19 protein-coding genes, 1 tRNA gene and 2 pseudogenes are annotated in these 25,668 nt (G+C 59.1%); 6 read left to right on the forward strand and 16 right to left on the reverse strand.

Annotation, left to right across the window (positions count from 1 at the left end):
• The first annotated feature begins 108 nt into the window (after positions 1-108).
• A complete protein-coding gene (locus K1W69_RS22795) occupies positions 109-879 on the forward strand; it encodes a DeoR/GlpR family DNA-binding transcription regulator (protein WP_220230764.1) in 771 nt (256 codons plus the stop codon).
• Here K1W69_RS22795 and K1W69_RS22800 read toward each other — a convergent pair.
• The 12 genes from K1W69_RS22800 to K1W69_RS22855 form a co-directional block, all read right to left on the reverse strand.
• A complete protein-coding gene (locus K1W69_RS22800) occupies positions 867-1,667 on the reverse strand; it encodes an alpha/beta fold hydrolase (protein ID WP_220230765.1) in 801 nt (266 codons plus the stop codon). The two genes, K1W69_RS22795 and K1W69_RS22800, sit on opposite strands and share 13 nt — an antisense overlap.
• Complete coding sequence (locus K1W69_RS22805; protein ID WP_220230766.1) at positions 1,664-2,968, reverse strand: O-acetylhomoserine aminocarboxypropyltransferase; 1,305 nt, start codon at positions 2,966-2,968, stop codon at positions 1,664-1,666. Before K1W69_RS22805 ends, K1W69_RS22800 begins: the two co-directional genes overlap by 4 nt.
• Positions 2,969-3,009: 41 nt before the next feature.
• Positions 3,010-3,840, reverse strand: a complete 831-nt coding sequence (locus tag K1W69_RS22810; protein WP_258571298.1) for an ABC transporter permease — start codon at positions 3,838-3,840, stop codon at positions 3,010-3,012.
• 26 nt (positions 3,841-3,866) lie between these two features.
• The gene (locus K1W69_RS22815; RefSeq protein ID WP_220230767.1) at positions 3,867-4,751 is read right to left on the reverse strand and encodes an ABC transporter permease; all 885 of its coding nucleotides are present in this window, start codon (positions 4,749-4,751) and stop codon (positions 3,867-3,869) included.
• Positions 4,748-6,112: an ABC transporter substrate-binding protein gene (locus K1W69_RS22820; protein WP_220230768.1), complete on the reverse strand. Its 1,365-nt coding sequence runs from the start codon at positions 6,110-6,112 to the stop codon at positions 4,748-4,750. The genes K1W69_RS22815 and K1W69_RS22820 overlap by 4 nt, the downstream gene beginning before the upstream one ends.
• A complete protein-coding gene (locus tag K1W69_RS22825; RefSeq protein WP_220230769.1) occupies positions 6,109-7,206 on the reverse strand; it encodes an ABC transporter ATP-binding protein in 1,098 nt (365 codons plus the stop codon). The genes K1W69_RS22820 and K1W69_RS22825 overlap by 4 nt, the downstream gene beginning before the upstream one ends.
• Before the next feature lie 210 nt (positions 7,207-7,416).
• Positions 7,417-8,334, reverse strand: a complete 918-nt coding sequence (locus K1W69_RS22830) for an ABC transporter permease (protein ID WP_220230770.1) — start codon at positions 8,332-8,334, stop codon at positions 7,417-7,419.
• Positions 8,327-9,331, reverse strand: a complete 1,005-nt coding sequence (locus tag K1W69_RS22835) for an ABC transporter permease (protein WP_220230771.1) — start codon at positions 9,329-9,331, stop codon at positions 8,327-8,329. Before K1W69_RS22835 ends, K1W69_RS22830 begins: the two co-directional genes overlap by 8 nt.
• A 60-nt stretch (positions 9,332-9,391) precedes the next feature.
• On the reverse strand, positions 9,392-11,089 hold the full coding sequence (locus K1W69_RS22840; RefSeq protein WP_220230772.1) for a peptide ABC transporter substrate-binding protein: 1,698 nt from the start codon (positions 11,087-11,089) through the stop codon (positions 9,392-9,394).
• Between the two features lie 15 nt (positions 11,090-11,104).
• Entirely contained in the window at positions 11,105-11,461 is a 357-nt protein-coding gene (locus tag K1W69_RS22845; RefSeq protein WP_220230773.1) for a hypothetical protein, read from the reverse strand.
• A 224-nt stretch (positions 11,462-11,685) separates the two neighbouring features.
• On the reverse strand, positions 11,686-13,119 hold the full coding sequence (locus K1W69_RS22850; RefSeq protein WP_220230774.1) for an aldehyde dehydrogenase family protein: 1,434 nt from the start codon (positions 13,117-13,119) through the stop codon (positions 11,686-11,688).
• A 23-nt stretch (positions 13,120-13,142) separates the two neighbouring features.
• On the reverse strand, positions 13,143-14,291 hold the full coding sequence (locus K1W69_RS22855) for a fumarylacetoacetate hydrolase family protein (RefSeq protein ID WP_220230775.1): 1,149 nt from the start codon (positions 14,289-14,291) through the stop codon (positions 13,143-13,145).
• 295 nt (positions 14,292-14,586) lie between these two features.
• Here K1W69_RS22855 and K1W69_RS22860 point away from each other — a divergent pair.
• A tRNA-Pro gene (locus tag K1W69_RS22860) sits at positions 14,587-14,663 on the forward strand.
• A 732-nt stretch (positions 14,664-15,395) separates the two neighbouring features.
• Here the strand turns inward: K1W69_RS22860 and K1W69_RS22865 are convergent.
• Positions 15,396-15,731, reverse strand: coding sequence for a potassium channel family protein (locus K1W69_RS22865; protein WP_220230776.1), 336 nt, complete (start codon positions 15,729-15,731; stop codon positions 15,396-15,398).
• Between the two features lie 858 nt (positions 15,732-16,589).
• On the opposite strand from K1W69_RS22865, the gene K1W69_RS22870 reads away from it, so the two are divergent.
• The 3 genes from K1W69_RS22870 (at position 16,590) to K1W69_RS22880 (ending at position 20,224) form a co-directional block, all read left to right on the forward strand.
• Positions 16,590-18,182: an amidohydrolase family protein gene (locus K1W69_RS22870; protein ID WP_220230777.1), complete on the forward strand. Its 1,593-nt coding sequence runs from the start codon at positions 16,590-16,592 to the stop codon at positions 18,180-18,182.
• Positions 18,183-18,281: 99 nt separating this feature from the next.
• Complete coding sequence (locus K1W69_RS22875) at positions 18,282-18,626, forward strand: amidohydrolase family protein (protein WP_220230778.1); 345 nt, start codon at positions 18,282-18,284, stop codon at positions 18,624-18,626.
• Positions 18,626-20,224 carry a HoxN/HupN/NixA family nickel/cobalt transporter gene (locus K1W69_RS22880; RefSeq protein ID WP_220230779.1) on the forward strand — a complete coding sequence of 533 codons (1,599 nt, stop codon included), beginning with the start codon at positions 18,626-18,628 and terminating at the stop codon, positions 20,222-20,224. The genes K1W69_RS22875 and K1W69_RS22880 overlap by 1 nt, the downstream gene beginning before the upstream one ends.
• 100 nt (positions 20,225-20,324) lie before the next feature.
• Here K1W69_RS22880 and K1W69_RS27170 read toward each other — a convergent pair.
• Positions 20,325-20,555 (reverse strand): annotated as a pseudogene (locus K1W69_RS27170) (IS3 family transposase); the annotation flags it as partial.
• Positions 20,556-20,637: 82 nt separating this feature from the next.
• Here K1W69_RS27170 and K1W69_RS22885 point away from each other — a divergent pair.
• A pseudogene (locus K1W69_RS22885) lies at positions 20,638-21,627 on the forward strand (transposase); the annotation flags it as partial.
• A 351-nt stretch (positions 21,628-21,978) separates the two neighbouring features.
• Here the strand turns inward: K1W69_RS22885 and K1W69_RS22890 are convergent.
• Entirely contained in the window at positions 21,979-23,241 is a 1,263-nt protein-coding gene (locus tag K1W69_RS22890; RefSeq protein ID WP_220230781.1) for a carbohydrate porin, read from the reverse strand.
• 479 nt (positions 23,242-23,720) lie between these two features.
• Positions 23,721-24,542 (reverse strand): transporter family protein, encoded by an 822-nt coding sequence (locus K1W69_RS22895; RefSeq protein ID WP_258571299.1) that lies wholly within the window; start codon positions 24,540-24,542, stop codon positions 23,721-23,723.
• Positions 24,543-25,668 lie beyond the last annotated feature (1,126 nt).

Consider the following 25,668-nt stretch of genomic DNA (forward strand, 5'->3'; position numbering starts at 1 on the left):
AAAACACTATCCAAGCCAAGTGGACATGAATCAACAAATATTGTTGTTTTATGTTGAAATAAATAAACTGCTATCATCCAGATGTGGACAAGTGGAAGAAGCAAACCCATGTCGAAATATGAAACTGCGATACGCGAAGCCGTGACACTGCGCGGCAGCGTTACAGTCGCCGAACTGGCCGACGCCCTCGACGTTTCCGGCCAGACAGTGCGCCGGATCATCAAGCCGATGGTCGATCGGGGCGAGGTCAGGAAAGTGCATGGCGCTATCGTCAGCGCTAGAAGAGCAATGGATCCGCCATTTCTTGCGCGCATGCACGAGCAGCAGAAAGAGAAAGCCGCGATCGCAGCGGCGGTTGCCCAACTGATCGATGATGACGGTATTGTCGCCATCGACACCGGCTCCACATCAGCCTATGTGGCGCAGGCTTTACGTGTTCGCCGCAACCTGACCGTGGTCACCAACTCGGCGTTCGTCGCAAGCACGCTGTCGATGATCGAAGGCAATCGGGTGTTCATGGCGGGAAGCCGCTTGCGCGACCATGATGGGGCTGCATTCGATCGCGCGGCATTCGATGTGATCGGCGGTTTCCAGGTGGACTACGCAATCCTCTCGGCCTCCGAGGTCGATCCGAAACGCGGCTTCCTGGTTCAGGAACAATGCGAAAAGGATATTGCCGGGGCGATGATGGAGGTCGCATCTTGCTGCTTAATGGCTGTCGACGGAGCCAAGTTCAGGGACACGGGGCGTAGTCCACTGCTAAGCCTGCCCAGGATGCCCGAGGGAAGCATCATCGTGACCGAAAGCGCACCGGATAGCAGTTTCAACAATCTCCTGAAACCGTTCCGCGTCGAGATTGCCGCCACTCAGGCTGGATGAGGCAAAAACCCGCGCAACGCCTTCAACACTTCGTCAGGCTTTTCCCCCGGCAGCATGTGGCCCGCGCCCGGGATAACGATCTCTCTTGCATCCGTCAGGGCGGCCGCCATCTTCCGCCCCTGCTTCAGTGGCGTCATCTTGTCATTCTCCGCGAGGAGGCAAAGGCACGGGCACGCAACGGATCGCGCAGCGTCCTCTCCCCTTTCATAATTGGCGCAAGCAGACAGATCGGCGAACAGGGCGCCGGATTCGTTGCTCGCCATCAAATGCCTGCCGAAATTCATTTGATCGAGACCCGGTAGCGTCGCATCGTGAAAATGCCCTTCCCGCCCGTGTCCCCAATCCGTCATTGCGGCGATCGCCTTGTCCTCGCGGTTTTGCGCCATGTCGAGCAGAGCCGGATTGACCGGTATCGCGAGCGCCGTTGCAACCAGCGTCAGCGACGCAACCGCGTCCGGACGAAAGGATGCAAGCTCAAGGCCCACCAGCCCCCCCTGGGAATGACCGACGACATGGGCCAGCTTGACGCCTGCCTGTTTCAACAGGTCCGCGCACCATTCAGCCATATCGCGAATGGAGGTCAGGGCCTCCCCGCCGGAAAGACCATGCGCTGGCAGGTCGGGCATCAACACCTGCCAGCCGCGATTGGCGAGAAACCGACCCTGGAGCATCCATGTCAAATGGGTCTGCCCGCTGCCGTGCAGGAGAAGCAATATCGTTCCGTTCGGATCAAACTCTCGGCCGCCGGTGCTGACAAAAACCTCGGCGCCGTTCACATCGATCTTCATTTCGAAACTCCGACGGATTTGCCGGCGATTTTCAAGGCCCTGTCAAAATCCGCCGCCAGATCGTCGAAATCCTCTAGCCCGACGGAAATGCGGACCATGTCGTCCGTCAATCCGGCGTTCTCCATCGCCTGCGGCGTCAGATGCGAATGCGTTGTCGATCCCGGATGGATGACCAGAGTTTTGGCGTCTCCCACATTGGCGAGATGCGAGGCGAGTTCCACGGATTCGATGAAGGCCCGTCCCGCTTCGCGTCCGCCCTTGACGCCGCAGGCGATGATCGATCCGGCTCCTTTTGGCATCAGACGCTTCGCCACCTCATGATCAGGATGATCGTCCAGCGAAGGATGCCGGACCCAGCCGATCTGTTCATGCGCAGATAGGAACGCGAGCATTCTCTTCGTGTTCGACATGTGTCGCTCCATCCGCAGGCCGAGGGTTTCGAGCCCCTGGAGCAGATGGAAGGCATTGGTCGGCGACAGACACGGACCGACATTGTACATGCCCTCTGAACGCACGCGCATGGTAAAGGCGAGCGGCCCGAACTCTTCCCACAGATTGACCTGCTGGAAAGCGTAGTGCTGGCTCGTCAGCGTCGGGAAGCGATCGTTTTGCCCCCAGTCGAAATTGCCGCCATCGATGATCGCGCCGCCCATGGCCACACCGTGACCGCCAATCCATTTCGTCAGGGAATGGATCACGATATTGGCGCCATGATCCAGGGGTTTGAACAGCCATGGCGTATTGAAGGTCGCGTCCAGAACCAGCGGAACGCCGGCGTGCTCGGCGATGGCTGCGATCTTCGGCACATCCATGATGTCCAGACCCGGATTGCCGATCACCTCTCCGAAAATCATCTTGGTGTTCGGCCGGATCGCAGCCGCAAAGCCATCCGGGTCACTGGGTTTCACGAAGGTTGTCTCGACGCCGTAACGGCTTAGCGTGTGTTCGAACAGATTGATGTTCGCCCCGTACATCTGCGACGAGGACACGATGTGATCGCCGGCCGAACACAGGGCCAGAACCGTCAGGAAGAGCGCCGACATGCCTGACGCGACGGCAACGGCGGCGACTCCGCCTTCGAGAGCCGCGAGGCGCTGCTCGAGTACGGCGACCGTCGGATTGCTCAGGCGGGAGTAGATGTGTCCGCCAATTTCCATATTGAAGAGAGCAGCTGCGTGTTCGCTGTCCTCGAAGACATAGGATGTGGTCTGGTGAATCGGCACGGCGCGCGAACCAAACCGCTCGTCCGGGCTCTGCCCGGCATGCAATCCGAGCGTATCGAACTTGTAGTCGCCGGCCATGCGCCTTCCTCCCGAAAAAAATCGATCTCCCTTAACAGGAACTATCGTCCAAGGCCACCGACGAAAAGCTCTTCCCTGACCAGCCTTTCCGACAGGGCGAAGAGCACGATGCCGGGAAGAGACGCGACAAGCGCGATGCCGGCTGCCGAAGCATCGAGGCTGCCACCGGAGATTTTCGAGAAAAGAAGCGTCGGCAGAGTCACGATCCGCCCCTGCCCGAGAAAGAAGGTCAGCAGGAAGACATTGGATGATACAAGGAAGGTGAACAGCGCGCCCGCGACCACGCCGGGCATGAGCATTGGCAGGGTTACGCGCATCAGGATCTGCACTCGACCGGCCCCAAGTATGGCCGCCTGTTCTTCATAGTCCCGCGCAAGTCCCTGATAGACGGATGTCAGCATGCGAACCATGTAGGGAATGGTCGGAATGAGATGGGCGATGATGACGCCGGTGTAGCTGCCGGCCAGACCGAGACGTATATAGATCATCAGCAAAGCCATGCCGATGACGGCTTCCGGCACGATCAGAGGCATCGACAACAGGAATTCGAAGACCCGCTTGCCCCTGAAACGATCCCGTGCCAGGGCCCGCGCCGCCGGGAGGCAGATCAGAAGACACAGGAGCGTCGCGGCAAAGCCGATGAACAGGGTGTTGATCGTCGCGATCCCGACTTGCGAGTATGGCGAAAGGACGTAGTCCCAGGCGAGCGGAACCGGTGAATCAGCTCGGCGCTCCAGCCACCAGGCTGACGGCAGCAGATCCGGCCACGCCCAGCGAAACGCAAAGCTCTGGATGACGAGCGGCAGGAACGGGCCGAGGACAAACGCCACGACGGCCACAATGTAAAAGCGCTGGAATACGGACAGCCTCATTTGTATCGACGACGACTGCATCCGGATCAGTTCCTGCCGATGCGCCGCTCGAAGCGGCGATAGGACCAGAGATAGGCCAGAAGGATGCATCCGGACAGCAAACCGATCGAAACGACCGCCGCCATGCCCTGCAGTTGCAGGGCGTAATCGGCGTCGTTGAAATAGCGCCATGCGATCACCGGAAGCGTGTCGGGATAACCACCGCCGAGAATGAAAGGCGCTTCGAAAGCGCCGATGTTGAAGGAAAAACATATCAGTACTGCGGTGACGACGCCCGGCGCGATCTGCGGCAGCGTCACCCGGAAGAAGATCGCCAGCGGTCCGGCGCCCAGAAGCGACGCTGCTTCCTGTGTCCGCTGACCAATCCCCACCAGCACAGCCGCGACCGCCAAGGTCATGAAGGGAAGCTGTTTCCAGACATAGACGGCGATCACGCCCCAACCGTAATGCGTTTTAAGAATAGACGGGAAGTCCGACGGATCGCCGATCCAGCCGGCAAAGGCGGCGAGCCTCGACAACATCCCGCCATTTCCGAGCATGAGGATAGCGAGCGCGATGCCAACGGCGTAGGGAATGACCAGCGGAAGCTTGTAGACGAATTTGACGAAGCGGCGCCCGGTGAAGCTCTTCATCAAAGCGAGGCTCAGAATGAGAGCGAGGGCCAACGCCACGACGGTCGAGGCGACGGCGTAATAGAGCGTCAGCCCAAGCGAAATCCAGAAAGCCTCGCCGCTCCAAAGCCGGGCGAAATAGGAAAAGTCCGGAAAAGTGTTGATGCCGAACCACGGCGCAAATCCGAGGCTCTGCAGAACAGCCAGAACGACCGCTCCGCCGAACAATCCAGCAAGAACAAGCGTGACGGGCGCCAGTTCGAGGATGACGATCAGTCGCGACCGATCGCCCTGCATCATTCCGGCGCGGATTTGCCGACAGCATCAGCAACTATTTTAGCAATCGGCTTGTCGGAACCGCGTTCGATATATTCCAGCCAGGTCGCCTCGATGATATCGACGAGGCTGGCGTTCGTGTCGGCGACGGCGTTGGCGTCGAGGTCCTCGCTTGTGACGCCGTAATGGCTTGGCGCAGCAATCTTGACGAGTTCACGGTCGTTGGCCGACAGTTGCATGGGATCTATTCCGACCGGATAGCCCACGGTCTTCAACTTCGACGCCTGGGCGTCCACGGAGGACATGTAGTCGGCGAAAACAAGCGCGCTGGCGGGATTCGGACTGTTTAACGGAATCGCCAGGTAGTTCTTGTTCTTGATCATCAGATTTTCCGGGAAGATGAACTCCTGGGCGGCTTCCGGATAGCGGCCTGTAATAAGTCCGCTATTGACTGCATAGATCCCGAACTTGCAGTTGAAGTAGACTTCCGCATTGAGGAACATGCTGTCCAGAGCGGCGGTGTCCTCGGGATAGCGTGGCTTGCCGCCATCGGCCGTCGCCAGTTGCGGTTCGATCGTCTTCAGATAGTCCAGTCCGGGAGCGATGAGGCGCGCCAGCTCTTTAGCGCCAAGCTCATCGATTGATTTCTGGAACGGTTCCGCGCCGTTTCCGTCCGGATTGTGCGCATAAATTGCTTCCTGCACGAAGGTGTTGCCGACATAATGGGGCGGTTTCACGTAGGTAAACTTGCCAGGATTGGCATCCAGATAGGCCTTGAGATCGTCGAATGTCGATGGCGCATCCGCCGCCTGCACATACTGACCGTTCACGGCGCAGACATATTGTTCGCCCGACCACGGCACTTCCCGTCCCTTCGTCTCCGTTCCGAAATCCCGCAGATTGGGGCTTGAGAGCGGGCTGGTCGGGTCCCACACGAAATTCTTCGAATTGGGCAACGTCTCGGCAAAACTTCCCCACAGCGCGTCCTGCTGAGCGAGGGTAAAGAAATTCTCGCCATTCAACCAGATAACATCGACGCTGCCCTCGCCTTCCGCCTTGCCTGCGGCGAGTTCGGTCAGCACAAGATCCACCGCGTCCTTGGTCGCGGCGATGCGCACGGGGTTGAGCTTGACTCCGCGTTCCGCCATGGCCGGGCGAACCACGCTGTCGATCCACACGTTGAGCGTATCATCGCCGCCCCAATAGTAGAAATTCAGCTCCTTCTCGCCCTTGGCCCGAGCCTCGACCTTGTCCCATGCGATTGCGCCCGCCAGATAATCGTGACGGAAGGATGCAGACTGCTCTGCCGCATTCACCACCTGCGTTGTTACTGAAAGGCCAATCGCCGCGGCAAGAAGCGCAGCAACTGCGCGAGACTTTGTCATTCAATCTTCTCCTTTAAAGGGCGGAACGCGCTCGCGCCGCCGCGCTCGGACGGAAACAGCCACAGATGCCTGGCTGGCGCCGAAAGGTGAAGCGCGGCGCCTGGCTCAAGCCGGCGCGTCGAATGCTCCTCGACGGTAAATTGCATGTCTCCGGCCTCCACGACATAAGAAACCGTGGCACCGTGAAAATCCACCCGGCTGACGACAACCGGCAACAGATTGGACTGGTCCGGATGATCGGAAGGAAATAGCGCGAGGGCCTCGTCTCGTATCATGGCGGTGACGCGTTTTCCGGGTTCGACAGCGATGTCCCTGGAAAGCTCGAGTTCGCCCCAAGGCATGACCAGGCGGCCTTCGGGACTGACGGTTCCGGCGAAGATGTTGGTGGCCTTCAGGAAACGCGCAACCTCCGTATCCGCCGGCCTGTGATACACGACGTCCGGCGTATCGAACTGTCGCAGTTTGCCGTCAAGCAGGATCGCCACGCGGTCGGCGATTTCCAGCGCTTCGTCCTGGTCGTGCGTCACGAAAACGGTGGTGATCCCGTATCTTTGCTGCAAGGTTCTCACAAACCGGCGCATATCGATGCGCAAGGCCGCATCGAGACTGGCGAAAGGCTCGTCCATCAGAAGAATGCGCGGTTCGGTGACCAGTGTTCTGGCGATGGCGACCCGCTGCATCTGGCCGCCGGAAAGTTGAGCGGGAAACCGGTCTCGAAAGGAATCGAGTTGAACAATCTGGAGGATCTCGCGCACCCTCTTCTTGATATCCTCTCGCGCCAGTTTTCGCGCCTTTAACCCGAAAGCGATGTTATCCGCCACGCTCATATGCGGAAACAGTGCGTAGTGCTGCGAAACCATGCCCACGCCGCGCTTCCTTACCGCGACATCCGCCATGTCGCGGCCATCGAACCGAATGGTTCCTGAACTTGGCGCATCAAGCCCGGCAATAAGTCTGAGCAAGGTGGTTTTGCCGCATCCGGAGGGGCCGAGTAGCGCAACCAGTTCTCCGGATCCAACGTCTAGATCGATATGATCCAGCGCCGTGAAAGCGCCGAAACGCTTACTGATTACTTCCAGTCCGAGAGCGCTCACGATGTAATCCCGACGACGGCGCAAGGCCAATTGGGCGGCGACCCTTTTTCACTCACTGCCGTGTCTACCTGTCTCAATAACCCGCACTCCGGAATTCTCTGGTTCGGCGAGAATATTGGTTCAAATACCGCCAAACTGTCCGTTTCACGGCTATATTATTGATTCTGTCGCGTAAAACCACTCACATTGCGCGCTCGAATTCGTGAGCGGCTATCGGCCACGGATGCGAGGATCAAGGGCGTCACGGAAACCGTCGCCAATGTAGTTGACGCTCAGCACCGTGAGGGAAATGGCGAGTCCGGGCCAAATAACGCGTTCCGGATATTGTTGCAGATAATCCGTGGCGTCATAGAGAAGCCGGCCCCAGGTCGGAAAATCCGAGGGAAATCCAAGCCCCAGGAAGGACAGCGCGGATTCGGTAATGATCGCGTTGGCGATGCCAAGCGTCGCGGAAACAGTGATTGGCGAAAGCACATTCGGAAGAATGTGGCGCAGGATCATGCGGAACGGCGACGTGCCTATCGATTTCGACGCGATCACGAACTCGCGTTCCTTCAATGCAAGCACGTCCCCGCGCACAATGCGCGCGGTCTGCATCCACGATGTTATGCCGATCACGAAGACGATCAGGAAGAATATCCCCGTCTCCGGGCCGAAGGCCGCTCGCAGCGTGTCCCTGAACAGCATGATGATCACGAGAAGCAGCGGCAGGAGCGGAAGCGCAAGGAACAAATCCGTCAGACGCATGAGAGGGCCATCCAGCAGGTGGAAATAGCCCGAAAGAACCCCGATCAGGGCCCCGACCACCAGAGCCAGAAGCATGGCGGAAATACCGACGGCCAGCGACACCTGTCCGCCCGCCAGCATCCTCGCGAGTGTATCGCGGCCGAGTTGGTCGGTGCCCATGGGGTGGCCCCAGCTCGGGCCCTGGCTGCGTGCGCGAATGTCGATGTACTGCGGGTCTATCGTCCAGAGATAGGGCCCGACGAAGACTGCAAGCAGAATGAAGACGAAAAACGCCATTCCCAACATGGCGCCGCGATGGCGGCGAAACTGATCCCAGACATCGAGCCACTGGGAACGCGGCTCTTTTGTGTCCACGAGGGTCGAATGGACGGCCTCAGTCATAACGAATCCTTGGATCGAGAAGTCCGTACAGCACATCCGCGATCAGATTGAAGAACACGATCAGCGCCGCGAAGATGAAGGTCAGGGTCTGGACCGTCGGCACGTCGCCGCCCTGAATCGCGATGATCAGCAGCTGTCCGAGGCCGTTCACCTTGAAGATCTGCTCGGTGATGATGGCGCCGCCAAAGATCTGCGGCACGCCAAGGGCGATGACGGTCACCACCGGGATCAGCGAATTGCGCAGGACATGGATCAGCACGACGCTGCGCTCGCGCACGCCCTTGGCGCGCGCCGTGCGAACATAGTCCTGATTGAGATTGTCGAGCGCGGAGGCCCGCATGAAACGGCTGATCTGCGCGGCGTTGTAGAGAGCCAGCACACAGACCGGCATGACCATCTGCCGGACCTGGAACAGGAAGCTCTCCCAGTCTGTGACCTTGTGCGTCGTATCGTAGATCGACGGAAACCAGCCGAGCCAGACCGAAAAGACGACGATGGCCAGAACGCCGGTGAAGAACGTCGGCACCGAAAACCCGATCATTGAAACGAGGGTTCCGATCTGGTCGAACCAGCTGTACTGGCGGTAAGCGGAGTAGATGCCGATCGGCAGGGCGATGAGAACGCCGACAACGTAGGACATGCCGACGACCCACAAAGTCTGCGGAAGACGCTGCACGATCAGATCGACGACCGGCGATCGGGTCTGCCAGCTCAACACACGAAGGCGATCGCCCTGCTCGAGGCCTAGCCAGCTTTCGATGACATTCAGGGGTTCATTGACGAAGAACTGCTTCAACCACAGCAGAAACCGGATATGGACCGGCTCGTTGAAGCCCAGGGATTCACGAATCCTTTCACGGACTTCCGGCGGAATGGTCAGAGGCAGATTTGCTGTGGGATCGCTCGGAGCCAGATCCAGCAAAAGGAAAATGATGAGGCTGATGACCAGCAGGGTCGGGATTGCAAGGAGCAATCTTCTTATCGTGTAGTGAAACATTGCGTCTGCATCTCGCGCCTGCAGGAGAGCCGCCCCGGGTTTCCGGGACGGCCATTTTGGTTACTTGACGCGATACCAGTCCGCGACGTTCCACAGTTCGGAATCCCAGACGTTCAGGACAACGCCGCCGAGCGTGTTGGATTTCGCCGAAACACGTCCGCGATCGACGAGAGGAATGAGAACATATTCCTGCATCAGCATGTCGTTCATCGCCTTGGCGAGCTTGGCGCGTTCTTCAAGCGCGCCGGTCTTCGCCATTTCGGCGACAAGGGCGTCGTACTCTTCGCTGCAATAGCGCGGCATGTTGTTGCCCTGCCACTGTGTTTCGGGCCGCGGCGCCTGCTTGCACTCCCAGTTCGCCATGTAGGATTCCGGATCGGTGCCGTCGAAATTGTTGGCGAACATTTCGAGATCTGCGTAGAGCTTCTGGAAGGTGTCGGGGCTTGCCGGGTCGCCTCCGAAGAAGACCGACGCATCGATGTTGCGAAGTTCCGTTTCCACACCGATTTCCGACCACCACTGCTTGATCAGCGCCTGAAAATCCTGGCGCACAGCGTTGGTCGAGGTTTGATAGAGAATTGAAAGGCGCTTGCCGTCTTTTTCGCGCACGCCGTCGGAGCCCACTGTCCAGCCAGCCTCGTCGAGCAGTTTCTTGGCGCCTTCGATATCCTGGACCAGACAGGCGTCATTGGCCGTCGACTTGTAGATTTCCGGCGCGGGCAGCACGTTGCAGGTCGGACGACCGGCGCTGCCATAACCGATTTCGACCAGCAGTTCACGGTCGATTGCCATCGAAAGCGCCTGCCGCACGGCCTTTTCCGTCAGAAAAGGATGCGGGTGCTTGGCTGTCGAACGCTCGGCGCCAAGCGCCGGATCCGGGTCGGTGAGGTTGACTTCGATACGCTCAACGAGTGTACCGAAAGCCGATACGGTCTCTCCCTTGCCCGCGGCGGCCATATTCGCGATCACATCCGGTGCGAGCTGCAGGTTCCAGGCATAGTCGAATTCACCCGTTTCGAGAACGGAACGGCCGGCTGCCATGGCGTCGCCGCCGCCCTTGAGGGTCGCCGTTGCGAAAGCAGGCTTGCTTGCGTCGCGGTAGTTTGGATTGGCTTCCAGGGAGATCACATCGTTGGGACGAAAATCGGTCACGCGGAACGGTCCGGTGCCGATGGGGCCGAAATTGGCGTCGGTGCATTCCGGAGCCTTGGCGCCGAGACAATCGGCAAACTGCGCCGCCTGAAGAATCGGGGACTGTGCGCCAACAAACGGGCCGTAGGGGAACGGTTTGGCCACGCCAAAAGTGACCTTGACGGTGCGATCGTCCAGCGCCTCGATTGAAGTGACGTCGTTGTACTTTTCACTCTGCGCACACCCGCCTGCCGGATCCGTGCAATACTTCCAGGAGAAAATGATGTCCTCGGACGTCACGGGCGTACCGTCCGCCCACAAGAGGCCTTCCTTGAGCTTCCAGGTGATCGTGGTGAGGTCTTCCGAAACGCCGCCGTTTTCGACGGTCGGAATGCTTTCCGCCAGCCACGGGACCATATCGCCTGCTTCGTTGTAGCGGGCAAGCGGCTCCAGCACCAGAGAGGCGGCTTCAAGATCCTTCGTGCCGCCCGACAGATAGGGGTTCATGGTCGATGGCGCCTGCCAGTAGATGATGTTGACATGGCCGTCGGACCCCCTGTCGGCCAGCGCGGCGGGAGCCGAGGCCAGTACGGCGAGCGCTCCCAGTAAACACGTGCTTTTCCTCATTCTCACTCTCGTTCGTTAGTGTTGGATTCTACTGCTGCTGGTTGAAGCCGCCGCGATCATGAATTCGCGCCTGTGACGCGACATGAATCCGACAGCTCCGATCTTCCGGAACGTCAGTTCAAATTTTCCGGTCGAATTGCTCCGTCCGCGAGGGGCGCACGGGAATAGAGACATCCTCGGGAAACAACCAGCCGACAGCACGTCGCCTAAAGGATGAGACGAAAAATCAACCTTTCGCGGCGAGGCGCAGAACGGCGCATCGAGTTTACTGAACAAACGTTTGGAAATGACGTCGCGCGTTGCCCGTTGCGGCGCCTGAAAGACATCCTTCAGGTTCCTGACATCGAGGACCGACACATCAGTATCGCTCATATAGTATCACCCAGTTCCCCAAGGGCGTCGATTGTTGTTTTTGTCGACGTTTGTCCCTCTGGGCGGGCACTATGACAAGTTGATTTCATAAATGCAAACACAAGTATCGAGGATTTGAAGTTCCGGCATTTTTCAAAATCATCCCGAAAAAGGATCTACGGATCGGGGACACTGTTTTCGATAGAATTTCAACAAAAAGAGCCCAGCCGGACGTGTCTCTCCGATCAGGCGCTGGTATAGGCCGTTTTCACTGTCGTATAGAATTCGGCGGCGTAGCGGCCCTGCTCGCGCGGACCATAGCTCGACCCCTTGCGACCGCCGAAAGGCACATGGAAATCTACCCCGGCCGTCGGCAGGTTGACCATCACCATTCCGGCCTCAGCATTGCGCTTGAAGTCAGTGGCGTGTTTCAGGCTCTGCGTGCAGATGCCTGCAGACAGGCCAAACGGCGTGTCGTTGGCGACGGCCAGCGCCTCATCGTAGTCCTTGACGCGGATGGTGCTTGCGACCGGTCCGAATATTTCCTCGCGCGAAATCCGCATCTCGTTGGTGCATTCGGTGAACAACGCCGGCTGCAGGTAGAAGCCGGGCGTGGCCCTTTGCAATCGCGCTCCGCCAAAGGCGAGTTTCGCGCCTTCGGATTGCCCGATCCCGATATAGGACACATCCTGGTCGAGCTGGCTCTGGTCGACGACCGGGCCGATATGCGTGCCTTCCTTCATCGCGTCGTCGACGACAAGGCCTTCAAGCCGTTTTGTCAGCGCCGCCACGAAGGCGTCATGCACGCCTTCCGTGACGATCAGCCGCGAGGACGCCGTGCAACGTTGACCGGTCGAGAAAAACGCCCCGTTGACCGCGCATTCGACGGCCGTTGGAAGATCGGCGTCGTCGAGCACGACGAGCGGGTTCTTGCCGCCCATTTCGAGCTGGAACTTGCGCATGTGCTCCACGCTCGCAGCCGCCACCCGCTTGCCGGTCGCGACCGAGCCGGTGAAGGTGATGGCGTTGACGTCGGCGCTGTCGAGGATCGCCTGTCCGACCACCGAACCGCGCCCCATGACGAGATTGAGCACGCCATTCGGCAATCCTGCCCGATGCAGAATGTCGACGATCGCCCAGGAACAGCCCGGAACCAGATCCGCCGGCTTGAAGACGATCGTGTTGCCGTAACACAGCGCCGGCGCGATTTTCCAGGCGGGGATGGCGATCGGGAAATTCCAGGGCGTGATCACGCCCACCACGCCAACGGCTTCGCGGGTCATCTCGACGCCGACGCCGGGACGGACGGACGGCACGGTTTCACCGGACAGACGCAGCGCCTCGCCGGCGAAGAAATCAAAGATCTGCGCCGCGCGGATCGTTTCGCCGATCCCCTCTGCGAGCGTCTTGCCTTCTTCGCGCGACAGAAGAGCGCCCAGTTCATCCTTGCGCGTCAGTATTTCGTCCGCAGCCTTCTTCAGGATGTCGTGACGCTGCAGCAGTCCAGACCGTGACCAGGCATGAGAGGCCGCTTTCGCGGCGGCGATCGCCTGCGCCGCCTGCCCTGCGTCGGCGCGCGCATATTCTCCAACGACATCGTCTGTGTTGGATGGATTTATGTTCGGCGCCTCGGAACCGCCGATCCATTCGCCGTCGATGAGATTTGCATGAATGGTCATGTCCGTCCTGTCCTTCTGTTGAGTTAGAGAAGATTGCGGCGTGCGAGATTTTGCATGAGCGCCCGCGCGCCGAAGGTCCAGGGCGGACACTCGGTCGAGAGCTTCACGATATTGGTCAGGCTGCCGAGGCCGGAGGCGGAAATATCCACGATGTCGCCCAGCTTGTGGGTGAAGCCTTCGCCCTCGATGTCGCGATCCTGGGTCGGCGCGAAAAGCGTTCCAAGAAACAGCATGAAGCCGTCCGGATACTGGTGATGAGCGCCGCAGGCCTGGCCGACGAGATCCAGAGGATCGCGGCTGATCTCCTTCATGGAGCTGGAGCCTTTCAGCACGAAACCGTCGTCGCCTTCCACCATCAGATCCAGTTCGGCGTTGCGGACGTCGTCCATGTCGTAGGTTTCGTCGAAGAGACGGATGAAGGGCCCGATCGCACTGGACGCATTGTTGTCCTTGGCCTTGCCGAGCAGCAACGCTGATCGGCCCTCGACATCGCGCAGATTGACGTCATTGCCGAGCGTCGCGCCCTTTACCGCGCCCTTGCTGTCCACCGCCAAAACTATTTCCGGCTCCGGATTGTTCCAGGCCGAGACCGGATGCAGCCCGACCGCCGCCCCCCAACCGACGGAGGCCATGGGCTGGCACTTGGTGAAGACCTCGGCGTCCGGGCCGATGCCGACTTCCAGGTATTGCGACCAGACCCCTTCGTCGATCAACGCCTTCTTGACCTCGCGCGCCCGCTCCGATCCAGCCTCGAGATTTTTCAGGCTGTCTCCGATGATTTCCATGCAGCGACGCCGAATGGCGTCCGCCTTGGTCGGGTCGCCCGCCGCCCGCTCTTCGATCACGCGCTCTATCATCGAACTGGCGAATGTCACGCCGCAGGCCTTGACGGCCTGAAGGTCGCAAGGGGCGAGCAGATGGACGGCGTCGGCTCCGGCGTGGAAGCTGCGCGCCGCGATTTCCTCGAGTGCGCCAATCGACTGGCCAGCCGTCGCATGGACATGCGCGACGGCGTCATCGCGTTCGAGGAGGTCGCGCATCGTCGCAACATCTTTCGACGTGATGTCGAACAGCTTGCCGTCGCGCAGCGTGACAATAGCAGGGCCTTGCGCATCCGGAAGCCAGACCCGTCCCACGAACACGCCGCGGTCTGGCATGGACAAGCTTCTCATCGTCGGTCTCCCCCTTGATCGCGGTTACACTGCGTTGCGCCGCTGGTTGTATCCTGGCGGTTATACCGCAAAAAGATGGAATCGAAAGACGAGGTTTCCGAGAATCTCCGAAACCCCGGTTTCGGAATATCGAACGCCGATGCGCGGCGTGTCCGGACGCTGCTTTGAAAGAGGATGAATCCGGACTTGACGCTCACCGCATTCGCCGTTACATGCGGGCGATTGGCGGCCATCCCGAAATTTTTATCGCCGCCGATGACCGGGATGCTCGTGTAGCGTCGCCGGAAATACGGATCGGAGTGTAGCGCAGCCTGGTAGCGCACCTCGTTCGGGACGAGGGGGTCGGAGGTTCGAATCCTCTCACTCCGACCATATTTTTCAATAACTTAGCTTCGACGCTAAAGTCTTACCCACCCCGATACCCACCTGATATAATGTCTTGCATCGTAAATTCTCAGGTCGTTAGACCGGGGTCGTGGCTCCGTCTATTTCCCTTGGTGGGAAGACGGAGGCAACGACTATTTAGTGCCAAGATTTCGAGTCCCGGAGATTGGAATAATTCTCTATATTTGCGATGGAATGTCATTAACTGGCATCTATTGATTTCAAAAAGCCTAGACCTGCCCCCGAACTATCGCGTCCTGCAACGATAGCTGACCACTCACTTACCAAGGGAGTCTGAAAAACGCAGTTTGCGAAAAACCAATCACTTAACCTGCGGACAATGACAGAAACTTCACGATATGTTCCGTTGTTTCTGTCAGGTTTCTGTCATGATGTCCAAATTTGGTTTGTAGAAAATTTCCTTTTTCGGGGGACCGCGGTTCGAATCCTCTCACCCCGGTACGTTTTGCAACCTAACTCTCAGGTCTGCCGACCATCGCAGATTAACGTACGGATCCTGAAACCGGACATTAACGACTTGTCGCAATCAGAGCATGATTTGATCCACGGAACGGCGAAAATGTGCCAAAAGTCATCCTACGGCGCTCCTATTATGCATGACGGCTCAGCGGACCTTTAAGACATTGGTTTCTAGGCCCAGTGTCGAGTTCGCGACAAGCTTCTTAACGAGAGACGATCTGACGCGTTCGCAACAAGCTATCATTCATCTTCTCGATCATCGAGCTTCAGCATGGACTTGGCCAATTGGGTAAACAGAAGAACGAACACGCCGATCCCGATAAACATATAGATGATCGTGAAGAGTTTGCCCAAATCCGTAGCTGGAGACAGTTCCCCGAATCCAACGGTCGAAACTGTCGTCGCGCTAAAGTACAAAGCATCGACCCATGACCACCTTTCGATGCTGCGATAAAAAATTGTCCCGGATAACAGTATTAGAAATGCGAGCAGGAGGATTGATCGAAAGGTTGGGACATGCCACGATCGACCAATCGCCCTGAGCAGACGGACTATGTTCAAGCCAAAGGCGAGCATGGGCATTCTCCCTCGAAAACGAACGATCTCCAATTGACACGATATCTGGAATGGTTGCCAGATAGCATAATGCCGAGTGCTGCAATTACCCATTGCGGTTTGACCCGCAACCACTACCCCTTCCTTTGCGAAGGAAGTCCAGTGGAAAGCCAGCGCAGAGCGAAAGTTTTATTCGTCAACTGCCAATTCGATCCGAAACGACTGCAACGACAATCGACGCTGGTTTCCAGAACAACACCGCAATCATAAATATACTCGACGCTCTCCACAAGGAAGGCATCGCATACGACGTCAGACACACTACCCAGCGAAGCTCTCGCGCACGCCCGACAAGGGGTTGTCACCCCCCGTTTGAGCCAGTAGCATCAACCCAACCAAGGGTTACTTGGAGAAAATTGAAAGTCGGAGGCCGGATCGCCAGGCTCCAACCGGATGACCTGGTCATACAACAAGGGCAAACGGAAAGAATGGCCTGCCGGACGCAGGTCTTCGAAACAGTCCGCCGGGCCTGCCGTTCCCTGTGGTCAGTCTATGTACTTTTTCATCCCGCATTCCCCAGATGGAAGCCGCTTTGGAGCGGCGGCGGCCTTTCCTTCCTGTCAGCCATCTCGTCCCCGTTGCACATCCTTGTCCTCTTATCTTCACTCCGACAGGATGCTTTTCACCTTTTTTGGAGGGGGCACCGAAATCGGATGATTTTCACCTCAGTTGTTGTTCAAAGCGGTTCCTTTTACTGACACTGTAGGCCTAAACGGATGTGCACCAATCGTGCCGGGGCTGCAGCCTAACCGTCGGCGGTCCAACCCGATGAGCGGACGGCCAACCAAAAAAAGGAGCCATGAGATGAGAAAGTCATTTATGAGCAAAGTGCTGACGATGCTAATGGCTCTAGCGCTGATCGGAGCGGTTGAAGCCCACGCCCAGGACTATGACGTTGTGCTGAAGGGTGGGCGGGTCATGGACCCGGAGACCTCGCTCGATGCGGTCATGAATGTGGGCATAAAGGACGGCAAGATCACCGCGGTGACCAAGGACGAACTCTCTGGCACGGAAATCATCGATGTGAATGGGCTTGTGGTTTCGCCGGGCTTCATCGACACCCACCAGCACAGCCTCGACATTGCCGATGGCCGACTTGCGGCGCAGGACGGCACCACCACCCACATGGAGTTGGAGTTCGGCCGCAGTCCCGTGGCCGAGGCCTACGAGATCATTGAAAAGCGCGGCGGCCACCCTATAAACTATGGCTATGCCGCCAGCTGGCCCATGCGGCGGGCCGAGGTCATGGGGGGCTACGATGGCGAGGCGACCTTCGAAGGCCTGGAGGAGGCTTTCTTCGCCGGGGGAGGGTGGGGCTCGACGGTCTCAGATCCTTTGCAGGAAAGTCAGATCCTGGCGCTGATCCAGAAGGATCTTGACGATGGGGCCCTCGCGGTCGGCTTCCCTCCCGCCTACGGCAGCGGTGCCGGCGTGAAGGAGTCGATCAAACTGTGGAAGATGGCGGCGGCCAACAACGTCCCGGTTTCGGTTCATGTGCGCTATCAGTCCATGCTTGATCCGAACAGCTCGGTTGAAGCCATGAACGAGATGCTGGGCATGGCCGCCGCATCGGGCGCCCACGCCATTCTCTGCCACATCCAACTGCTCGGCCTCAGCGATCCCTACATGATGCTCGACGTCATCGACGCCGGTCGCAAGGCAGGACTCAAGCTCACCACCGAGGTCTATCCCTTCGGCGTCACCGCTCCTCCGATAATGGCCGACTACCTGCAATGGGAAAACTCCGATGAGCGCATCGGCTTCGAGTGGGACGAGATCCGCACCGAGAAGACGCCCCACTACACTTTCAAGGACAAGGCCGACTTCCAGAAGTACCAGAAGGAAAATCCCACTGAGTTCGTGCAAATGGAGTACATCGACGAGAGCACGGACGAGGGCCTGGCCGCGATGCGCGCCGCGGTGACCTTCCCCGGGACCATCCCGGCCGCCGACGGAACGCCCGTCGCGTGGGAGGGTAAACCCGAGGGCGCGGACAAACTGGGCCTGGGGTCCGGGGTTGATGTCTGGCCTTTGCCAGAGGATGCCAGCGGCCAGCCGCGAACCACCAGCACCCACGCGATAATCCTGGGGAAATGGGTGCGAGAGCAGGGTGCGCTGACCCTGATGCAGGCGATCGCCAACTCCACCATTGTTCCCGCCAAGGCGCTGGGCTCACACATCCCCCAGTTCAACACCAAGGGACGCCTGCAGGTCGGCATGGACGCGGACATTACGGTGTTCGACCCCAAGTCCGTAAAGGCCAACGCCACCTGGGACGATGTAGCAGCGCTCAACGACGGCTTCCATCACACACTCGTCAACGGCGTCTTCATCTTGAAGGACGGTGAGATCGTTACCGATGTCCTGCCGGGACAGCCGATCCGGCGAACGCCAAAGGGGCACAAGGAATAGAACGCAAATGCCAGATACGAACTCAAAGAACCCGATGTTCGAGGAATCGATCCAGCAGGAAAAGCTTAAGGCCGTGCGGGAGGAGGCGCGCCGCACGTAATGCGCTGTGCAAAGCAGTACGGCGTCAATATCCTCTGGGGCACGGACGTGTTCTTTGGCGTCGACGCGTTCCAGAACTTCCTGCAGGAATTCGCCTATCGCGACGATTTCTTCATGCCGATCGAACAGATGCAGCAGGTGACCGGAAACAACGGCGAAATCCTTGGGCTCTCCGGCTGGAAGAACCCCTATCTGCATGGCGTTCTCGGCGTGATAAAGGAAGGCGCCTATGCCGACATCCTGCTGATCGACGGCGACCCGGCGCAGGACATCCCCCTGCTGATGGATTACGACAACATCGACCTGATCATGAAAGACGGCGTGATCTACAAGGACGAACTGTGATGGCTGCGCCGTCGTCGATATCCAGCTTGCGCGTGGTGGCGCTTCTGGCAGCGCCGCTCCTTTGGGCGATGCTCGCCGTGACTGTGTCGGCGGCGCAGTTGGCCACCTGGGCGTCTTTGGCGCCCTCTGTGGAGCCTTATGACGACCCCTTCGCCGAGATGCCCTTCGAGCAGATCGACACCCTGCGCATCATCGCCCGCGCCGACATGGCGGCCGCCGCCGGTCAGCTCGACGAGGCAATGGTCGAGGCGGCGAAACAGGCACGGCGCCGGGCCAAGGAGGCGGGCCTCAACGTCGAGGCCCTCTTCGCGCAACGCGCGCTCATCATCCAGCGGCGGGAGAAGGCGGCCCTTGGCGTCACCACCACGCACCTGGACAAGACAGTCGTGATGGACGGATACGCCCTGCCGCTGCGGGCGGAAGAGGGGCGCGTCGTCGAATTCCTGCTGGTGCCGTGGGTGGGCGCCTGCGTTCATACGCCGCCGCCACCGGCGAACCAGATCGTTCATATTGACTACCCGCAAGGGTTCGAGGCGGTTAGCCTGTTCACGCCGATCCGTCTGGAGGGCCGCCTGACGCATCGGCCCGCTGAATACGACCTGTTTCTTGTCGACGGCACCCGGCGCGTCGCCACCTCCTACGCGATGGAGCAGGCAGCGATCGGCGGCACGCCCGGCGAGGTGGTGGCCGCTGCTTCTGCGTCCGCCGATCTGTCCTGGTTCGCGGCCACGCAGGCGTGGATCACCGACATCTTCACCACGGCGATGAGGAACCTGGAGCAGGGTCGGTCCGCCGGTACCATTGGCCTCGCGCTGCTGATCGCCTTCGCCTACGGCGCGATCCACACGCTCGGCCCGGGCCACGGCAAGGCCGTCGTCATCTCCTACTTTGCGGGCGCTGGCGGCAGCCTGCGCCGCGGTCTCGTGATGGGCACGCGGATCGCCGCGATGCATGTGCTGTCGGCGGTGGTTGTCGTCTTCCTGCTTGATTTTGCAGTACGCCAGGCGACTGGCGCGGCGCCGTCGGACTATCGGCTGATCCGGCTCGGCAGCTACGCGCTGATCGTCGCCATTGGCGCGGTGATGCTCTGGCGCGCGCTCGCCGCCGTCCGGGCACAGCGCGCGGCCGAGGACCACGCTCACCACCACCACCTCCATCATCACGACGCCCATGCTGGCTGCACTGCCTGCGCCGCTGCAAATGCCGGTTCGAAAGTCGGTGGGTGGATCGCTGCCGCTGTTGGCGTGGTGCCCTGTACCGGCGCGCTGATCGTCATGCTCTTCGGCCTGGCCAACGATCTGGTTGTTCCGGCGGTGATGATGGTGGTCGCGATCTCGGCGGGGATGGCGCTCGCCATGTCCGCCATCGGGGTCGCGGCGATCCTCGGGCGCAACTGGACCGAGGCTCGCGTTGCCGTGACCCCTGAACGGCGGATCCGCTTCGAGGCGGGCGCACGCATCGCCGGGGCCGCCTGCGTGCTTGTTATCGGAGCCACGCTCTTCGTCGTGACCTTCGTGCAGACGCCAGCTGCGGAAAGTAGGCTGCAAGCGGCAGTCGCCCCGCCGCTCCGGACGGCGGCGCAGGAGGGGACGCCATGATCCGGTCCGGGCGGTCGTATCCGGTCCGGCCGGGACCGGCCTCCGACCTCCCGGCCGGCGCTGTCGTGCCCCGCCGGACGCCTCCGAAGTCGCCTGGCCCCCCGGGCCGCCGGCGCTTGCCAACCTTCAGGTACTCCTTGGACCGGCCATAGCAAAGTCTCGTCGCTATACCCTCGCGGCGGCACTGGTCGGCGATGCTCTCTCCGCCGCGAAGCCACTCCAGCACGATGCGGATCTTCTCCTTCGCGGAATGCTTTTTGCGAATCCTCCGCCGGATGTCCTTCACGACTTTTTCGGCCGGCGGCTTCGTCGTCTCGGACTTCCGTCTCATCGTCTGGCCTCCTCGGGCACGATGAGCCGAAAACCCTCCGTTTCGAAACCAGCTCGGGAGTCTCATGGGCGCTGACGTCGGACACAATCGCGACAAGAACTTTACGGTGCACAAGGTGAAGAAGCGCATCGAGCAGGTAGAAGCGAGCATTGCGCGCTATCTGGCAGCACTTGAGCGGGCCGACCGTCAGGACGATGATGTGATGGAAGCAAAGACGGAGCGGATTACCGAGAAGATCGAACGCCTGCGCCGTCAGATGCGCGCGTTCAAGGCAATGGAACGGCAGGTGGAGGCAGCTGCTGACAAACAGGTCTCGCTCACCGATCCCGACGCCCGTTCGATGGCCACCAGCGGCAAGGGCACGGGCACCGTGGGGTACAACGTGCAGTTCGCGGTTGATGCCGAGCATCACCTGATTGTTGCCCATGAGGTCTCCAACGCCGGCAGTGTCCGGGCACAACTGACGCCCATGGGCCGCAAAGCGCGTGAGGCAATCGCGTGTCCGGAAGTGACGGTGCTGGCGGACAAGGGTTACTACAATCGCGACGAGGTGCTGGCGTGCAAGGGAACCGGCATCGTGCCGCTGATCCCCAAGACCCATGCCTTCGACAATACGGGACATGGCCGTTTCACCACGGCCGATTTCGCCTATGATGTTGAGCACGACCGTTACACCTGCCCGGCGGGCAAGCACCTGACCAAGGGCAAGGTGCGCTCCGACCGCCGCCAGGCGACGTATATCTACCGCAATCTCACCAGCTGTCCGACCTGCCCACTCAAGCCCAGGTGTACGCCCGAGAGGCTCAAGCGCGTAAAGCGCATGGCAGGCGAGGAGGTGCTTGAAGAGATGCAGGCAGGGCTTGAGGACATGCCCGATGCCATGGCTATCCGCCGGCAGACCGTTGAGCACACCTTCGCCACGCTCAAAGCCTGGATGGGCACAACGCCATTCCTGATGAAGCGCCTCAAAAACGCCAAAACCGAGATGGCCTTGAGTGTTCTTGCATACAATCTCAAGCGAATGATCAAAATATTCGGTATAAAGCCGCTGATCAGCGCCATCATCAGTTGATCGCACGCGCACGCTGGAATATGCGCTGCATTATCAGGCCCAACAAACGCTGCTAAAAATGCTCCCTAAGCCGCGTTTTCACACGGCCTCGGTCGCGTTTGGGCATGGCGAAAAGTTACAGGACCGCCCTGCCAGCCTCAACCGGATTCCCTCTGACGCCGCCGCCACTTGGGGAATTTCAGTTCAGGTCTCTGAAAAGGTCTTTGAACTCCTGCGCGGATGGGTCCGGCAAGTCGGAAAATGCGATTGATTTCGGCTCGGTGTTCACTTGGCCGTAGCCAAATCCAAGTGACGCGAGTGCGGCCACGACGAAAAGGACTGAGCGATCCAATTTCATGTGCGCTTTCCTGTTCATAATGCCGCTCGGAACCGAAGGCCGAACAGCGCGATCGAGTCGTCTTCGCGGTTCAGGGCAGGGTTTAGGATGTACTGCATGCTCGGAGTCAGTTCGATGCCCTCGGTGAGCTGCCACCTCTGAAAAACCTCGACAGTGATCTGATCGTCCAGTTTGACACCGAACGTATCTTCGCTCGGTCGGCTCCAGTTTACGCCAAGGCCGAAAAGGCTGCTGCTGATATCCCGGCTGTATCCGATGCCTGCACTGATTGAGGCCTCATAGAGGGCGTCGCCTCCTTCTGACCAGCCACCACGCAGGAACGGAAGCCAATGCTCATTCACGACGTGGCTGATGCTAAAGGCCACGCCATACCCTTCGGACGTGCCGGCCGCATTTCGCTCGTCTATATGCCAGAAGGTCAGGTGATAATTGTTGAAGAACCGCGCCGCGGACCCCGTCGTCCACCCGAATTCAAACGACTTGAAGGTCTCTCCCTCGTCGAACAGACTGATGGAGAAGGGGTCCGCCGCATCTGCGTTGGCGTCCACAATCCCACCCCCGACGTAGAAATTGTCGTTCAGGAAATAACCTGCGGCCACACCCAGCGCGGCATCGGGCAGCCCGCCTATGGTTCCGGACCCGGTCTGGAAGGCGAGGTTGGCGAATCCCTGCCAGGGACTCGCAAGCGCATAGGCATCGGTATAATCGGTGGTATCGAGCAAACCCAAATAAACGGCCCCGCGACCCTCGGCGAAAAGCTGTCTCCAGTAGAGGTGCGTTAACCGCCACCTCTGATCACTGTAGGTGGGACCGATAATACCGGCATATCCCAGTTCCCCGGCGAAATCCTTGACCGGAACGGTGTCCAAGCGGTGGCGGTTACCGCCCGAGAAAAGCAAACTGCCTGTGTTTTCGGTGCCGCGCCCGGTCAGTACCCACTCCCCGAAGACGCGAAAGACACCGGTGGCGGCCGTGTTCTCGCCCGGGCTATCTGACGCGACATATCCTAGGGCGATATAGTCGAGCCCGAAATCGAGGCCTGTGCGATCCTTTATCGAGGCTTTCCAAGCCGACCATGACTGAAGCAAATCGACGTCCAGCACCGAGTCCTGATCCTGAACGTCCGACTCAAGCGTGGCAGTGATCGAACCCGGCCCGGCGAGTGATTCAATCTTAGATTGCGCGTGCAAGGTCGACGGAACAAAGAGAGCAAAGATCGCGCCCGTCAGCACAATCTGCCGGTTCAGAGAAAGCGCATGCAGCGCAATCCGTCTCATACGGTCCATCTCACATATCATTCTTGACCTCCTTGCCGCCCTTCATGATCATGCTCACCCTATCCTCCGGGTTATCAAGCAACGAGATGTCATTTTATATGTTCATTGGTCCCTAATTCTGAAATCCCCAAACAACCTGCCGTTTTGGGGCCATCATCGCCTGACGTTGTCAGTGGAGCAAGCGATTTCCAGTCGGACACCTCGAATTACCGGCATTTCTGAGATATACATTAAATATGAGTGATTTTGATGTTGAGCATCGTTGATGCCGATCCAGCTCCGACGTGGCCTGTCCTTCACATGGAAATTGATCCTTTATCTGCTTGGACCGTATTCGACGAATTTTTTCGATATTCGGAAGGGCCGATTGAAACTATTGAATGGTAATAATGTCGGCGAAGCGAGCGCGTTTAAGTCTGTTTGACATTTTTCATCCTTCCTTCTTGCGGATCATTGACAGCGCGTATGACCCAATTTTGCTATTTCACGGGAAACAGGAACGTGACAGCCAGCCGTCCGCCGATACCCTCCGGACCGCCTGTCGAACTGACGGCCCAATAACGTATTCCGGCCTGTAACTGGACGGGCTGCTTCCCGAACTTCACGAGCTTGCTGATCGCGAAATTGATTGGTACCGACCACTCGTCGGTCTCCCAGTTGTAGGTCGATTCCGTGTTGAGGGAGAATGTCCAGGCATCTTGTGTCGTATAGGACAGGAAGGGCTGCAGAAAGGTGGAATTGATATCGGCGCGAGAGCTGTCGCCGGCAAAAGACCAGATATGGTTGGCCAGTCCTCCGACCGTCCACGGACCGCTCTGTTTCAGGACGACCGCGGTGGGGCCCGCTCCCCATTTCTCGGCACCCAGCAGTTCATCGGTGGCGGTCGGAACCAGGAAGACCGGACCCACTCCCCAGATGAGCCCGCCCGGGCCGGGCTGTTTGGGTGAAAAGAAGATGCTTTGCGTGATATCTCCCAGTCCAAACTGGTCTCCGGAAAACCCCGAGATGTTGTCTTGCCATGCTATCGGAACGATGGTGCGTGAAATGACGTTCCAGTCCTCGCTGAGCGAAAACGGGATCACAGGCTGAACGTTCACGAAGGCCTTTTCACCGTTCTCTGACCCGTAACCGGTATCGTAGTTGAACTGGAACGGCACGCTGATCAGGGACGCGATCGGATTCGCAAGCTGCTTGGCGAGGTCGGCATCGTCGGCAGCGGCGTCGGCAACGGCTGGCTCGCACGTCAGCGACAGGACAGCGCCGATTGCCGCGAACAGCCCAACCGAAAATTTACCATGCATGGCCATTTCCCCCGGGCCGGTTTCCTTCCTGAATTGATTGCCTTCCGAATACTGGTAAACCAGAAAAATGATTGCATCCTAAGTCTGTCGTCGTTGGATATGTTGAAGTAGAAGTCATTTCCGCTCCCTTGATCTCAAAGCAGATTCGTCAGGTCGGGAGCGGCTGCGTTCGAGGAGGCCGGACAAGGCGGGCTGCTTGGGCATGGGGAGCGTCCTTTGTGATCCCGGCCAATCTACCCCAAGTCGCTCAGAGGGCAAGGTTGTTCAGACATTCTATAGTCCCGATCGGAAGATTTGCACCTTCTTTTTGGGGGCGAAATCGGATGATCTGCATCTTCACTGTTGTTCGAAGCGGATCCTGTTGCTGACAGTGTGAGTCTAGGTGCAATCGCACCAATGTTGCCGGGTGCGGCGTTGCGACTGGAGTAGGTTCATGAAATCGAAGGACTCTTGGACGTGATGGTCCTTGTTCGGCCCTTCGTGACGCCTCTTTCCCTTGAGTAAACTCGTTACCTTCGGCAAGCTGCCCAACAGCTTCCAGCTTGGCGGCCGCCAATACGTCGAAGGCCCAGTAGGCGGCCCCGACTGGGGCATGCGATTCGGCGTTACCTTCCTTTTCTCCAAACAGGTCGGCGAAAATGGGGCTGGCCGCCCGCGCCGCCCTCGGATGGCTTAGCGCGTGGCAATAACCGGGTCTCGGGTCTCAACAGTGGTTTTTCAGAACCACAGCCCTGAAGAGACCGGCCATGACCGCCATCCATTCCATCCCGCCAACCTTGCTGGTCGCCAGTGACATTTCCAAGCATCGCCATGAGGTGCTGATCCCCATCCCAGGCAAGACACGCCGCCGGCGCTGAACGGTCATGAACGCGCTGGAGGATTTACAGCGCCTGTCCACGGTCCTCGCCAGCTACGACCTTGGCATACGATATGCCGCTGGGTGAGCGCATGTACCGCATCAGTTCACTCCGTCATCTGGCTTCAGACTACGGCACACCTGACGGCAGGCGGCGCATTGGACGTGCACGACTACTTCTCGGATCGCCGACAGTTAGTTCGCTACGGATCACTATTCGTCTTGGGGGCGAGACTCGAGAGACACCGCAAGCGGGTTCTCAGCGTATGG

This window comes from Flavimaribacter sediminis (assembly GCF_019492055.1).
GTDB classification, from domain to species: Bacteria; Pseudomonadota; Alphaproteobacteria; order Rhizobiales; family Rhizobiaceae; genus Flavimaribacter; species Flavimaribacter sediminis.